The 14589-nt window shown below is 60.7% G+C and carries 7 protein-coding genes; 3 read left to right on the forward strand and 4 right to left on the reverse strand.

Annotated elements, in window-relative coordinates:
- The first annotated feature begins 652 nt into the window (after positions 1 to 652).
- On the forward strand, positions 653 to 3823 hold the full coding sequence (locus PLJ71_16015; GenBank protein HQM50194.1) for a PASTA domain-containing protein: 3171 nt from the start codon (positions 653 to 655) through the stop codon (positions 3821 to 3823).
- Between the two features lie 435 nt (positions 3824 to 4258).
- Here the strand turns inward: PLJ71_16015 and PLJ71_16020 are convergent, their stop codons facing one another.
- On the reverse strand, positions 4259 to 5632 hold the full coding sequence (locus PLJ71_16020; protein HQM50195.1) for a Gfo/Idh/MocA family oxidoreductase: 1374 nt from the start codon (positions 5630 to 5632) through the stop codon (positions 4259 to 4261).
- 1024 nt (positions 5633 to 6656) lie between these two features.
- Between PLJ71_16020 and PLJ71_16025 the strand changes: the two genes are divergently transcribed.
- On the forward strand, positions 6657 to 8054 hold the full coding sequence (locus tag PLJ71_16025; GenBank protein ID HQM50196.1) for a tetratricopeptide repeat protein: 1398 nt from the start codon (positions 6657 to 6659) through the stop codon (positions 8052 to 8054).
- A gap of 280 nt (positions 8055 to 8334) precedes the next feature.
- Positions 8335 to 11535 carry a carbamoyl-phosphate synthase large subunit gene (carB, locus tag PLJ71_16030; protein ID HQM50197.1) on the forward strand — a complete coding sequence of 1067 codons (3201 nt, stop codon included), beginning with the start codon at positions 8335 to 8337 and terminating at the stop codon, positions 11533 to 11535.
- Positions 11536 to 11644: 109 nt separating this feature from the next.
- Here the strand turns inward: carB and PLJ71_16035 are convergent, their stop codons facing one another.
- From PLJ71_16035 to PLJ71_16045, 3 genes are read right to left on the reverse strand one after another with little or no spacing between them, the layout of a single operon-like run.
- On the reverse strand, positions 11645 to 12631 hold the full coding sequence (locus tag PLJ71_16035) for a Gfo/Idh/MocA family oxidoreductase (protein HQM50198.1): 987 nt from the start codon (positions 12629 to 12631) through the stop codon (positions 11645 to 11647).
- Positions 12632 to 12663: 32 nt separating this feature from the next.
- A complete protein-coding gene (locus PLJ71_16040) occupies positions 12664 to 13644 on the reverse strand; it encodes a Gfo/Idh/MocA family oxidoreductase (protein ID HQM50199.1) in 981 nt (326 codons plus the stop codon).
- A gap of 58 nt (positions 13645 to 13702) precedes the next feature.
- On the reverse strand, positions 13703 to 14518 hold the full coding sequence (locus tag PLJ71_16045; GenBank protein ID HQM50200.1) for a sugar phosphate isomerase/epimerase family protein: 816 nt from the start codon (positions 14516 to 14518) through the stop codon (positions 13703 to 13705).
- Positions 14519 to 14589: the final 71 nt, after the last annotated feature.

A 14589-nucleotide genomic window follows, 5' to 3' on the forward strand; every position in this document is an offset into this window, starting at 1 on the left:
TGCCCGATCTTCTGGCCTCTCTGCCGCCGGATAGAATCACCGTGGCCGAACCCTTCGACGCCGCGGAACAGCCCCTTCCCGCACAGTAGGGAAAAGTTTTCGGGCTGGGCGCTTTTTTGAGCTGGGCGCGCAAAACCCTCGCGTCCGAGGGCCGAAAGAAGCCCTTTTTGCCCCCCAAACCGTGTCCGCTATAGGTATTTCCAGGCAAACCGGTTAGAAACCGCATATTTCGCATGTGGGAGCGCGTTTTTAGGCGCTTGTCTGGCGGGGGCTTGACCCTGACAGGCCAAATATGCTATTCAGATCCTGGCCATGCACGCTGTTCGCCATGTGGTAATTGACAAAGTCTTGGCGGAAAGTGCAGTATGTTGACTTCGCGGCGCCTCGTGGCGCGGGGAGAAAGTATTTCGAGGGATGTTCAAAAAAACCTTGCTTTTTCCCTAAGGTTATGGCATTATGAGGGTCAAGAATGTTTTGCTTATGTGTGTATCGCGCAAAGACGTGCGCCAGAAGCAAGAGATTATTGAGGCTTGTCCCAGGGGAGATGCGTCGTATATACTGATTCGAACAAGGTGTTGAGGGGGTGCAGTGAATACACCCGTAGATATAGCGTAAGGAGTGTTGGCGTGGTGCTGACAAAGGAGGAGAGACAATGAGCGTAAAATTCTTGAGAAGTTGGGGTTGGGCCGTGTGCGCCATCTCGGTGGCGGTGATTGGGCTAGGCTGCCCACCGCTCACAACCACGGTTCCGGACCTTGTGGGTCTTGAGGAAGATGCCGCGTTGGCGGCCCTTGAGGAAATCGAGCTGATTGCCGACGTGTACAGAATCCACGACGACGTCGTCGCCGAGGATATCGTGCTCAGTCAGGATCCGGCTGCCGATGCGGAAGTCGACAGCGGCACAACCGTGACTCTTGGCGTATCCCTTGGGCCATGCTTCGTGCCCGATGTCATTTACGACACCATCGAAGACGCAACGGCCGCTATCGTTGCAGCCGACCTCATCGTGGGCGAAACCGAAGAGCGCTTTGACGCCACGGCGCCGGCTGGCACGGTCCTCGAGACCGAGCCGGTAGCTGGGACTCAAATCGCTGTCGGCAGCGCGGTGAACCTGGTTGTTTCGAAGGGCCCGGATCCGATGGTCGGTTTGATTAATGTGCCGACCTACCCCGCTCCGTTCGAACTGGCGGTTGACGGTCTGCCGATGTCGCAGAACGCCGATACCACCGCCGGCGCGTGGCACTGGTTCAAGTTCGACGGCACTGCCGGCGCCAAGTACTACGTGCATGTCACCGGGAATGCCCCAGTCAATGCGATGGTCTTCATCGAGCGTAGCGTCCCGGGCACCGAGCAGCTAGCTGCCGATATGCTCTGGACCACCGATGCAGACCTCACGACGTACTGGGAGTTCATTTACGACGAAATCTGCCAGGACTGCGAGGACGACTGCGCAACCAATCCTAACGAATGCGGATGCGTCTGCGCATGCCCGAAGGTCGCCAAGTCCGAGAAGTCCATCATAATCCCGAACTTCGTGGCTCCCGAGGACGGCACGTATTACGTAGTTGTTCAGGCCGCGAAGATCCTTACCTGCTTCCCCGAGTGCACAGCGTCCGATTATCTCATGGCCGCTTACTATGATATCCGCACCTTCTCGGTGCAGGTGACCACGAACACCAGCTACGAAGACGCGATCCCGATTCAGGCTTTTGACCCGACGACGGATGCGCCGTTCTATCGCGGTGTGGTGAAGGTCAACAAACACGATTGGCTGTCGTTCAATGCCGAAGCAGCCTCCAACTACATGATCGAGTTCATGAAAACGGACCTGTCTTTCGAGTACGGCGTGAAAGCGACGTTGTACGGTCCGTTGGGTGATGTGGTGCTTGTCTGCACCGCGGGCGCTCCGGCCATGACGGATTGTGACAACTGTGGCGACCCCGAGGCATTGTTTGCCCCGAATGCAGGCACCTATTACATCCTGATTGAGGTCGGCGACGGTCCATCTGGCTCCGGGCCCTATGATGAACCGGATGATCTCGAATTCGGGGAGTTCCCGTATATCTTCCGCGTGCTCGATGACGACCATGGCAATGCCGCATCCCTGGCGACGACCATGGGCACGCCGGCCTTGGGCGCGGAAGAAGTCGCGGATGGATACCTTTCACGGGGTGATGTAGACTGGTTCAACTTCGTTCCCGGAAGGTTCGCCACCTACCGCGTCGAGACCAGAGGCGAGTTCAACCTTGCTCTGACCGATGGCTTCGCTTACTCGTTCGCGAACTATGATGGCAAGAATGACATGGCCATCATTGTCAACACCAATTCGACAGCGTTGCAGGACTTTGGTGTTAACATGCCGGATTTCGTGAATGATCCGTACTGGCTGCAGCAGGGCGCGTACCAAGTCGCTTTGGTTGGCGATGACATTGTCGATCCGGATATCCGGAACATCGCCGGCGCGGTAGACATAGCTATCGGCGGCACGGGCACGGGTATCGTTTGGCCGATGGACCAAGACCTGTTCTCCTTCGACCTTGCTTACAATTACATGCACAAGATTGTAAGCACAGGTGCTGCGGGCCTCGAAGTGAAAAAGGTCACAGCCGATGAGAGCGCTCTCCAAGATCTTACCGTTGTCAGTTCCACAGCGGGTATCGAGGAGCTCAAGACCATTACCGTGTATGTGAATCCGTATAATCAAACGCCGAAGATTACTGAAGATATTAAGGGTTACATCGTCGCGAAGGGCGCCACCTCCGTCACGGACCCGGCCCAGCTCAACGCCGCATACCAAATTAGCGTTGAACGCGGTGAAAACCCGATCTTCACAGGCGCAGTAGATCCATCTGCACAAAGCGTTGCGATCGGAGGCTGCTTGGAAGGTTCCTTGTGGCCTGCTGAAAACAATGTGGTGAAGTTCACGGCTACAAAGGCATGGCAGTGGTACAAGCTGACCTTGACCGGCGCAGACACGTTGGCCGCCTATGTCGACGCGAACGATGACGGCCTGTTGTCAGACCCAGCGGAAAAGCTTACTCTGATCGCGGGGGCTGCAGGCAGGAGTTACCTTCAGCTTGCGACAGTCGCAACAGGCGGCTCCGACGTCTACCTCGTCATCTCGAACACTACCGGCGAGGCGGAGTATGAGATCTGCGTAGCTGAGGACGATCATCGGAACAATAGCATGGACGAGGTCCAGGATGAGGCAGCAGCCGCGGTTCTTACCACCACAGGCTTAACGGGTGTGGCTTGGTTTGAGCCGCTTGATGTTGATTCGTTCAAGTTTGACGCCATCGCCCAATTGATGTACAAGGTCAGACTGACCGCCACCGTGACACCCACTGACGTAATAACCTTGTGGGCGGAAGGTGCTGTTGTCAGCGGCGACCTTGATCCGGCTGCAGACAAGTGGGAGCAAGAAGCAAGGGTCCCGGCTGATGTCGCCCGGACGCTCCTTGCGCGCGTCACGAATACGGGTGCCGCAGACGTCACCTACACCATAAAGCTGGAAGTGGATGACGTGTCGAACGAGCGCTTGACCGCAAAAGCGTTGACGGTGGGAACGAGCACTGCAGGCGTGGCATGGGAAACTGACAAGGATTGCTTCGCGTTCACGCCTATAGCCGCCCACACCTACCGAATCACTCTTACGCCTACAGCTCCGGCTAACCCGACGTTTGTCGTCGCCCCCCTGGTTGACATCAACCCCGACCCCGCGATTTTTGAAGTTCTCGCGCCTGACGCGAGTCCGGTGTATGTGGATGTGAACGCGGGAGCGACTCCGGGGGCCTATACGATCTTGGTTACAGATGTCACTTGACCCGGAGACCCTGTAGCCCCTCCGTCAAACGGCAACGTTTGACCTAAGGCGAACAACGGCGGGGGGACCTCAAGCGAGGTCCCCCCGCCTTATTCATTGTGGGCGGTGTCCCGAGCGGGCGCTGCTGGGGCGCGGTTTCCACCAGCTGAAGCACCCCGGCTGTGGCGTGGTTTCCTGACCACGCCACTCCGGCGAGACAGTCAGGTGTCCAGTTGTGGGGAATCTCGGCTATAGGGAGGGAGACCTTCGGTCGGAAGAGTGATGCGGTCAGGAGACCGCACCACAGCCGGAGGAGACCGCACCGCAGCCGGAGGTTTCGCCCAGCGTGTTCAACGGCCGCTTGCCGGGTGCTGTATCGAACGAGACCGCGGGCGCGGTCAGCCCCGAACTTGAATGCCCACAGCACAGGCCGTCAGAAAAGACCCTGACAGGCCGTTACACCAGCTTCCACGGTTCGCGGTATTCGCGGCGGATGAATTGCGCGGCTTCGGGGGCGTTGGCCGCCTGGAGCGCGGCCGGGTCCCACTCCAGCTTCTTGCCCGTGCGATAGGCTACATTCCCGAGGTGGTTGGCTTCGGTGAGCCAGCCCGCGTACTCGAAGTTGCACGTGGTCGGCGCTCCCGTCTTGCATGCGTGAACCCATTCGGCATGGTGGCCGAGGGACGCTGGAATAGACTGCGGGGGCGGCACGAAGTCTTTGTAGGTTTCCTCGGGCAGGAGCACGTGCTTGCTGTAATCCGCGAGCAACATCCCCTTCCCGCCAATAAAGAGGACGCCGCTGTCCCAGTTGGGGATGCCGCCGTCCTTGAGGATTTGCGGTTTGTAGAAGCCCTGGTACCAGGTCAGCTTGACCGGCGGCAGGTCTCCGCGCGCGCCGTATTCGTAGGCTGCCTGCATGGACGCCGGCGCGATCTCCGGGTGCAGCGGCGGCCCGTTCGCCTCGATGGTGCGCGGGTAATCGAGCTTCAACGCCCAGAACGGCAGGTCGATCCAATGAGAACCCAGGTCGGACATGGTGCCGTTGCCGAAATCCCACCACCGGTACCATTTGGGCCCCGGGAAATAGACTTGGTTGAACGGGCGGTACGGCGCGGGCCCCAGCCAGAGGTCCCAGTGCAGTCCCTCGGGAATGGGGTCTTCGTCGGCGGGCCGTTCCTGCACGCACACGATATCTTGCGCCTTCTGGCACTCCTCCTCGGTGGCGTGCCATCCCCACGCCCGGCCCACCCAGACATGCACCTCGCCGACGGGGCCGATCGCCCCTGACTGGACCAGCTCGACGATGCGCCGGTAATTGTCGGTGGCATGGATCTGCGTGCCCATCTGGGTAGCGGCCTTGGCCTTGTTCGCGGCCTCGCGGATGATGCGCGCCTCCCATACGTTGTGGGTGAGCGGCTTTTCGCAATACACGTGCTTGCCCAGTTGCAGGGCGGGCAGCGTGGCAAAGGCATGGGTGTGTTCGCACGTGCTGACGACCACCGCGTCGAACTCGCTGGCGTGATCGTAGAGTTCCCTGAAATCGGTGAATTTCCGCGCATTGGGGAACTTCGAGGCCGCGGCGGCGAGGGCCGGCTCGAACACGTCGCACAGCGCCACGATGTTTTCCGAAGCCACCGATTCCGCGTTGCCCGCGCCGCGGCCGCCCGCGCCGATGATCGCGATGTTCAGGCGTTCGTTGGCACTGCCCGGCTGGGCGAGGGCCGGCGCGCCCAGCGAAACGGCCCCGGCAGCCGCGAGCGATGAACGGAGAAAGGCCCGGCGGCTTGGACGGTTCAGGTTCTTGCGAGTCTCGGCGGAATGGTTTTTCATGGCGGTTTGTCCTTTCGCGGTCACCTCTGCGCAGCCTGCGATTACTCGTTTCCCAGTCTAATAGCGGCGACCGAAGCATTCAAGCGAACATGCGCTAGTTCAAATCGCTGGGTAAGCGTCGACGAAACCAGGAACGGGATATTGCGATTCGTGGGTCCCGATTGGCTGGCAATTTTGAGCGATAACCGTGCGGCACACATTCCCAGTTACGGTTTCCGTCCCTTCAGCGCCAAGGCGCACGGTATGCGCCTTCCGGAGCACCGACGCGGCAGACGTCAGAAGAATGCCGAGCTGGCGCTCAGCGCTCCCAGGGGCGCCATCTCCTTGCCGTAGCTAGAAACCCCGCCAACGGCATGGGACTTCCGGAGCGCCAACGGCGCGTAACATACCAGCCTGGCCTGAAGGGCCAGGTAATGGGATTCAAAACAAAAAAGAGGGCTGAAGGCCCGAAACATGTCGGAGAGGTCATGCAAGTAACGGGCTCCGGAGATACGTTACGCAACAGCCAGGAGGTCTCCGGAGCGCCGACGGTGCAGGGCATGCGCCCTCCGGAGGGCCGACGTGGCAGACGGCAGAAGAATGCCGAGCTGGCGCTCGGCGCTCCCAGGGGTGCCAACTCCTTGCCGTGGCCAGATAACCCCGCCAACGGCATGGGACTTCCGGAGCGCCAACGGCGCTGAAGAACACAGGCGATTGGGGCGCATAAATGGGCTGGGGCCGTTCTCCTCGCGCTTCAGGCCGGGCTGGTATGTTTCGCGCCGTTGGCGCTGAGACGCGATACCGGCGCGGCGCTGTCCTGTCATCCAAAGGGTATGCCGCAATGCAGCCCGCTGCGCGAAATGCCAAAATGTTTGCGTTGCGTTGGTTCACACTACCCGGCGATGGGCGACCCGGCGGAAATCCCGGCGACGACTCACCAATAACCCGTTTGCTTGGACTCGCGCGCTCTGCTATATTTTTCGCCGCTAAAGGCAAAATACGAGAAGCACGTTCACGCGTGTGGCATTACGGGGGGGCAGCGTGCATGGACGCCGCCACTGCGAGCAAGAAATTCCAGGAATCGAAGGTTCTGTTTGCGTCGGGCAATTTCCAGCAAAGTCTTGGGATGCTTGACGAGGTCGACCGGGCCTTTCCTCATCAGAAGAACATTGTGTATGCCAAGGCCATGTGTCTGAAAAATCTCGGACGCAGGGAGGAAGCGATTGCCGCCTGCCAAAGCGTGCTGTCGCGGTTCGATGACACGAAAACCAAGGCCCTCCTCAAGGAACTTGAACGTGAAGACCTGTCGGCGGGCCTGAATCTCTCCGACCTGTTGCCGACGGAGCTCCGGGGCGCCGCGCCCGCGCCTCCGGCGGCTGTGCCGCCCCCGCTCCCGTCTCTTCCCTCAGGCAATTTCTTTCTGGATGAGCCAATCGCTTCGACGCAAGCCCCGCCGCCGCCTCTGGAATACGCAGCTCCGCGCGGCACCCGACGGTACGTCATTCCCGGCGTGGTGGTCGCGGCGGTTTTGTTGCTGTTGATCGGGTTTCCGCTCGTTCGGGGACTGATGAAGGGCGGCGGTGATCAAGACGGCGAACGCGCAGCTTCCAGCTGGGAAGCGCAGCCCCGACCGGCGGAAGGCGCCGCGCCGGGTGAGACCGCGCCCGGTTCCGTGGAGGGGCCGGTAACGGGCGTCGTCCCCGCCCAGACCACGGCGCCGCAGGAAGTGCCCGCGCAGATCACGTGGTACCGGACATTCAGCGAAGGCATGCAGGTGGCCCAGCAGTATCAGCGTTATGCCTTCGTATTCGTGACCGACGAGTCGGAAGCCTCACAGAAGGTGGAACAAACCATCTTGATGGACCAGGAAGTCCGGCGGCAGTCGCTGAATTTCATCTGTATTCGTGACAAGTACGACCCAAACGCCGATCCCGAAACGCAACAGCCCTTCTTCGAGGAAATGCCGCGCCCCCCCGTCGTTCGGATCTACGATTCTGAGGGATTTCCCATGATGGAAATGGCCGGCGAGGAACTCACGACGGAAAGCCTCGCCGCCGGCATGTCGGTGTTCGCCACGATCAAGGGTCTGGAGAATTTCGACTACGAACTGCCCATTGGGGGTTTGCTGCTGGCCGTCGCGATTTCCTTCTTGCTGGCGCCTTGGCCGTTGTTCCTTACCTTGTTTTTCTCGGGCAAGCTTCCCATGGACGGGTTCGTCAATAATTTCATCTCGGTCGGATTCACGGCCTTGCGGCTCAATTTGTTGATAGGCTCTCTTTTTGGAACCGTCAAGGCTCTCGTCATCCTCAAAGACGACCTTGACATGGGCATCGTCGACCTGGTCATTTTTGGCGTGTTATACGTGTTTTACTTGCTGACGGTTGCTGTCCTCATCATGGTCGTCCTCGGCCACGCGTTCCTGCAACAGCTGTTAGCCAGCTGAACACCGGCCGAACAGTGGCAGTCGGCGGACGTCCTGGGCCGCCGCGAAATCCCACGCGGTTCACGATGGCGAAGGGGAAATTTCAGCCGAATCTGTGCTATTCTTTCGGCGAGAACAACGTCGAATAGCCCTTTGTTCTCGACTTCGCCGTCTATTCTCTCTTTTTAATTTTCTGACCGCCGGGCTGTGGGCGATGTCCGGCGCGTCAATCTCCCGGACCGGTCCGGCGCCATTTCCGGTCAGGGAGCCAACTATTCGGAGCACCAGTAAAGGGGACCTTATGCCGCGTCGTAACGACATCCGCAAAGTGATGATCATCGGGTCGGGGCCCATCGTGATTGGGCAGGCCTGCGAGTTTGACTATTCGGGCACGCAAGCCTGCAAAGCGCTGCGCAAGCTGGGGTACGAGATTGTGCTGGTGAATTCGAATCCCGCGACCATCATGACCGACCCCGGCATGGCCGACCGCACGTATATCGAACCGCTCAACTTCGAGACGGTCAAAGAGATCATCGCAAAAGAACGGCCGGACGCGCTTCTCCCCAATCTGGGCGGGCAATCGGGTCTCAATCTTGCTTCGGAACTCGCGCGCGGGGGCGTTCTCGAGGAGTTTGGGGTAAAGGTCATCGGAGTCCAGGTGGACGCCATCGAGCGCGGCGAGGACCGCAGCGCGTTCAAGGATACGATGAACCAGCTCGGCATCGACATGCCGCGCAGTGAACTCGCCTACAGCGTGGAAGAGGCTGAGCGCATCGCCGAAAAGCTGGGCTACCCGGTGGTGCTGCGTCCCGCGTACACGATGGGGGGCACGGGCGGCGGCCTGGTCTATAACATCGAGGAATTGCGGACGATCGCCGCGCGCGGCCTCTCGGCCAGCCTCGTTGGTCAGGTCCTGGTCGAGGAATCCGTGCTGGGCTGGGAGGAACTCGAGCTCGAGGTGGTGCGCGACGCCAAGAACCAGATGATCACGGTGTGCTTCATCGAGAATGTCGACGCGATGGGCGTGCACACCGGCGACTCGTATTGCACGGCGCCCATGCTCACGATCGCGCCCGAGCTGCAGCAACGTCTGCAAAAGTACTCGTACGACATCGTTGAGGCGATCGAGGTGATCGGCGGCACGAATATCCAGTTCGCCCACGACCCGAACACGGGGCGCGTGGTCGTGATCGAGATCAACCCGCGCACGTCGCGGTCTTCGGCGCTGGCGTCCAAAGCCACGGGGTTCCCCATCGCCATGGTGTCATCGATGCTTGCGGCGGGTGTGACGCTGGACGAGATTCCCTACTGGCGCGACGGCACGCTGGAGAAGTACACGCCGTCGGGCGACTACGTCGTGGTGAAATTTGCCCGCTGGGCCTTCGAGAAGTTTCGGAACATCGAAGACAAGCTCGGCACCCAGATGCGGGCCGTCGGCGAGGTCATGAGCATTGGCAAGAACTACAAAGAGGCGCTCCAGAAGGCCATCCGCTCCCTCGAGAACGGCCGGTACGGGCTGGGGTTCGCGAAGGATTTCAACAAGAAATCCCTTGAAGAGCTGTTGACGCTCCTGAAGTATCCTACCAGCGAACGCCAGTTCGTCATGTACGAGGCGCTGCGGAAAGGCGCCGTCATCGAGGAATTGTACCGGCTCACGCACATCAAGCCCTGGTTCCTCGAACAAATGAAGGAGCTTGTCGAGCTCGAAGAGCAAATCCTCGCGTACAAAGGCAAGCAGCTCCCCGACGCGCTGCTCGCCCGGGCCAAAAAAGACGGGTTTGCCGACAAATACCTGGCCAAGCTGCTGGGCGTACCCGAGGAACGCATACGGAAGCAGCGGACCGGGGCCGGCGCCGTCGAAGCGTGGGACGCCGTGCCGGTCAGCGGCGTCGAGAACGCCGCATACTACTACTCGACCTACAACGCGCCGGATACGGTGGGCGTGAGCCCCAACAAGAAGGTCATGGTGCTGGGGGGCGGCCCCAACCGGATCGGCCAGGGGATCGAGTTCGACTACTGTTGCGTTCACGCGGCGTTTGCACTGCGCGAGCAGGGTTATGAGTCGATCATGATCAACTGCAACCCCGAAACCGTCTCGACCGATTACGACACCTCGAACAAACTTTACTTCGAACCCCTGACGGTCGAAGACGTGCTCAGCATTTACGAGAAGGAGAAGCCCATAGGCGTGATCGTCCAGTTTGGCGGGCAGACGCCTCTCAACATCGCCCGCGAGCTCGCTGAGGCCGGCGTGCCCATTCTGGGGACTACGCCCGAGACCATCGACCTTGCGGAAGACCGCGACCGGTTCCGCCATACCATCGAGCGCCTGGGCATTCCCCAAGCGCGGTCGGGCATGGCAAGTACTCTCGAGGAGGCGCTCGCCATTGCCGCTGACATCGGCTATCCCCTGATGGTGCGGCCGTCGTACGTGCTGGGCGGGCGCGGCATGGAAGTTGTTCACGACGAGGAAATGTTGCGGCATTACGTGGCCGCGGCGGTGGATGTATCGCCCGAACGCCCGATTCTTATAGACAAGTTTCTGGAGAACGCGCTCGAATTGGAGGCGGATGCCATTTCGGACGGGACCGGCGCGTTTGTGCCCGCCGTCATGGAACACATCGAACTTGCCGGCATTCACTCGGGCGATTCCGCCTGCGTGATCCCGCCCATCAGCATTCCTCCTAAACACATCGAGACCATCACTGAATACACGCGCAGGATCGCCGTCGAGATGCATGTTGTCGGGCTGATGAACATTCAGTACGCCATCGCGAACGACACGGTATATATCCTCGAGGCCAACCCGCGCGCGTCGCGCACGGTCCCGCTGGTGTCCAAAGTCTGCGGCATCTCGATGGCCAACGTGGCGACCCAGATCATGCTCGGAAAGACCTTGGAAGAGATCGGGCTTGTGCACCGCCACATTCCGCATTTCGGTGTGAAAGAGGCGGTGTTCCCCTTTTACATGTTTCCGGAAGTCGATCCGCTTCTCGGTCCCGAGATGCGGTCGACCGGCGAGGTTCTCGGCCTGGCGAATTCGTTCGGCCTGGCGTTTTACCGGTCGCAAGAGGCCGCTCAGTCCAAGCTGCCGCTCGAGGGGGCTGTGCTGATCACGGTCGCGGAGCCTGACAAGCCCGGCGTCCTCGAAGCCGCGCGCCAATTTCAGAACCTTGGGTTTACGATTCGCGCCACGAGCGGGACCCGCGCCTACCTTGAACAGCACGGGGTGAAATCGGAACTCATCAAGAAAGTGCATGAGGGCCGGCCCAACATCGTCGATGCCATCACCAACGGCGAGGTCCACCTCGTGGTCAATACCCCGGCCGGGAAGTTGAGCGCGTACGACGATTCATACATCCGCAAGTCGGCCATCAAGTACAAAGTACCCTACGTGACGACTACCGCCGCGGCCACCGCCGCCGCGCGCGGTATTGCCGCCCGCAAACAGAATGCCGCCGTGGTGCGGTCGCTCCAGGAATACCACCAGGGCATCCGCTGAGCCGGCACGGGGCCTGCCGCCTGACCAGAGCTTCGGGAGCGAGGTCAAACCATCTTCGCCCGGCATGCCCTTCCCACTGGCCGCCTTCGTTCGCTCTTGCTCGAACGTGTCATCCAATCGGGACCATTCTATGCGTGCTTGCCGACTTGTACGCGGCGACGGTAACTTCGACGGCCTTCATACCGTCCACTCCGGTAGCAGCCGGGTCGCGTTTTTCGTCCACTGCGGCAACGAAATCCTTGATCAGGCCGAGGTCTGGATTTCCGCCCCAGTAATTCCACGCGGCTTTCATGGCGGCATCGTCATAGACATGGAGCTTCTGGTTGAATGCGTCCACGGCTACCACGCCCTTCTCGCCGATCAATTCGAGTGTGACGTCGCCCCAGGTGGGAAAGCTCGCGGCCCGGTTCCAGCTCGCGATATGCGACACGATCACGCCGCCTTCCATCTCCATATGGAGGCTGCCCACGTCGTCGACATCGATGCCCGGCCGCAAGAGGTTCCCGTTTTCGCAGTAGACCCTGGTAAACTCGCGGTTCAGCATCCAGCGCAGCAGGTCGGCCACGTGCACCGTATGGTCCATGGTGGCGCCGCCGCCCGCCAACTCGCGCTTGGCGAACCAGCCGCCGGGGAACTGCCCGTTGTTGGTGCATGACGCCGCATAGATCTCGCCGTAGACCCCTTTGTCCAATTCTTCCTTGACCGCCATCACCGAGGGAATGTAGCGGCAAGGGAACGCCGTTCCGAGACCCACGCCGGCCTTCTTGCACGCGTCGACCATGGCACGGCAGTCCTCGACCGTAGGCGCCAGCGGCTTCTCACACAGGATCCATTTGCCTGCCGCCGCGGCCTTCTCGACCATCGCGCGGTGCTTCACGTTCTCGGATGCGACGATGACCCCGTCCATATCGAGGGCGAGGAAGTCATCCATGTTCTCGACGAACTTCGTGCGATGCGCGGCGGCCTGTTCCCTGCCGCGCCTCGGGTCGTCGTCCCAGATGGCGGCAAGCTCCGCCCCCGCCAATTCATTCAAACACGCTGCATAGCTCAAGGCATGCATATGCGCGAAACTCATCACTCCGATCTTGGCCATCATACGTCTCCTTGTATGACTCTGGAACTCCGCATTCAGTTAAACTCGACGGGCTGCCCGGCCTCGGCGGACTCGAGCGCCCCGAGAGCCATACGCACGCCCCACCGCCCGTCTTCGGGCGTGACCCGTGGCTCGCCTTTTCCGGCCAGCCAGGCTGCAAAGTCCTCCCATTCGAGCTGGTACGGGCTCACCAGCACCGGGCTGCCCGGGACGATAGTGCTGGGGCCCGCGCCCGCCCCCTGGCGCAATTGGGCGCAAACCGGGGCTTCGCTGCTGTCGAACGTAACCATGCCCTTGTCGCCGCAGATGTCCACCTTCACCCGGAATCCGCTGGGGTGCGCCCATGTGCCCACAATGTTGCAGATTACCCCGCTTTTCATCCGCATCGTCACCAGGGCGTAATCGATGCGTTCGCTGAAGACGCGCTTGAGGTTCTGCGCGAAGATCCGCGCGGGGTCACCGAACACATACCGTACCCAGTCCATATCATGCACGATGGTGTCGAGCGTAACGCCGCCGCTCATGTTCCAGTCGCTGAACCAGCCCAGCTTGCCTCCCGGGAATATCCCGCCGCGATAAGTCTTGACAAATCCCACCGTGCCGAGCTTTCCCGCGTCCACCTGGGCTTTCATGGCCTCGAATTCCTGAAAGAACCGCAGCACGTGACCCACGTAGAGCTTCACCCCCGCTTTCTCGACGGCCGCGAGCGCGCCGTCCACTTTCTCCAGGGTGCGTCCCAGCGGTTTTTCACAGAAAATGTGCTTGCCGGCGGCGGCGGCCGCCTTGATGTAATCCGTATGGGTTGGCGTCGGCGTGCAAACGGCGATGACATCGACGTCATCGCGGGCGCACAGCGCGAAGCAGTCCCCGACAGCCTCGGCGCCGAACTTGCGGGCGGCTTTCCGGGCATTGTCGCGGCTGATATCGCCGCATGCGACGACCTTCAGCCCCGCATTGACCGCCATCTGGCAGTGCATGAGGCCCATCGTGTTGCAGCCAATTACTCCTAGATTCATGGGTCTTCTCCTCGAACTTCAACGGATAGTTGACGCTCCCGTTTCCCCACAACCGCCGTTACATGGCGATGATTGTCTTCAGGCTCGTCAGCACATGTCGCAGCATCACATCACGCGAATGCTGATACGCACCGAATTCCGCGGTCAGCGCGCCATCAAACCCAACGTCGCGCAACGCAGCCACCACGGCGGGCCAGTTGACGTCGCCTTCCATCAACATCACAAAACCGCTGAAGGTCCCGGCCGAAGTCCGGAAATCCTTCGCGTGAATCGCGCGAATACGCGAGCCCAGGATACGAATCCACTGCTCGGGGTACCCGTACAGGACGATGTTCCCCGTGTCGAAATAGGCCCCTACGAAAGGGCTCTCGCATTGATCAATGAAATCGCGCATCTCGACCGGGCTCAGCAGGAATTTGTTCCACACGTTTTCGAGCGCGATGCTTACCTTCAGCCGTTCCGCCGCGGGGACCAGTCTCTGGACGCCTTCGAGCGACGCTTCGAGCGCAACGTCGTACGGCAGCTCAGCGGATACCGTCGCCGGCACCACCAATAGCGACGGCGCGCCCAGCCAGTGCGCGAGTTGAAGCGCCTTCTCCGTTATGGCGACGGCCTCGTCCTGCTTGGCCGCATCAGGATGCCCCAGCGGGTACTTCCAGCCGAGCCCGCATCCCACGCTGCACAGATCGACGCCTTCTTTCTCCGCATGGACGCGAATGGCCGTCACTTCCTTTTCCGTGGCGTTGATGTCGATGGTCGAGCCTTCGCCGATGCACGGCTCAAACGCCTCGAACCCCAGGCGTTTCACGGTCGAGAGGGCCTCTTGCGCAGGCATCTCGCCCGGAAAGGCCCATTGGTTAATCGATGGCTTCATGAGTTGATTCTCCTTGCCGCAGCGTGTGCCCCATTCTACCGGGAATTCGCCGGTGGGACAAAACGGCCCCC

The sequence above is a fragment of the Candidatus Hydrogenedentota bacterium genome, assembly GCA_035416745.1.
GTDB lineage: Bacteria > Hydrogenedentota > Hydrogenedentia > Hydrogenedentales > SLHB01 > UBA2224.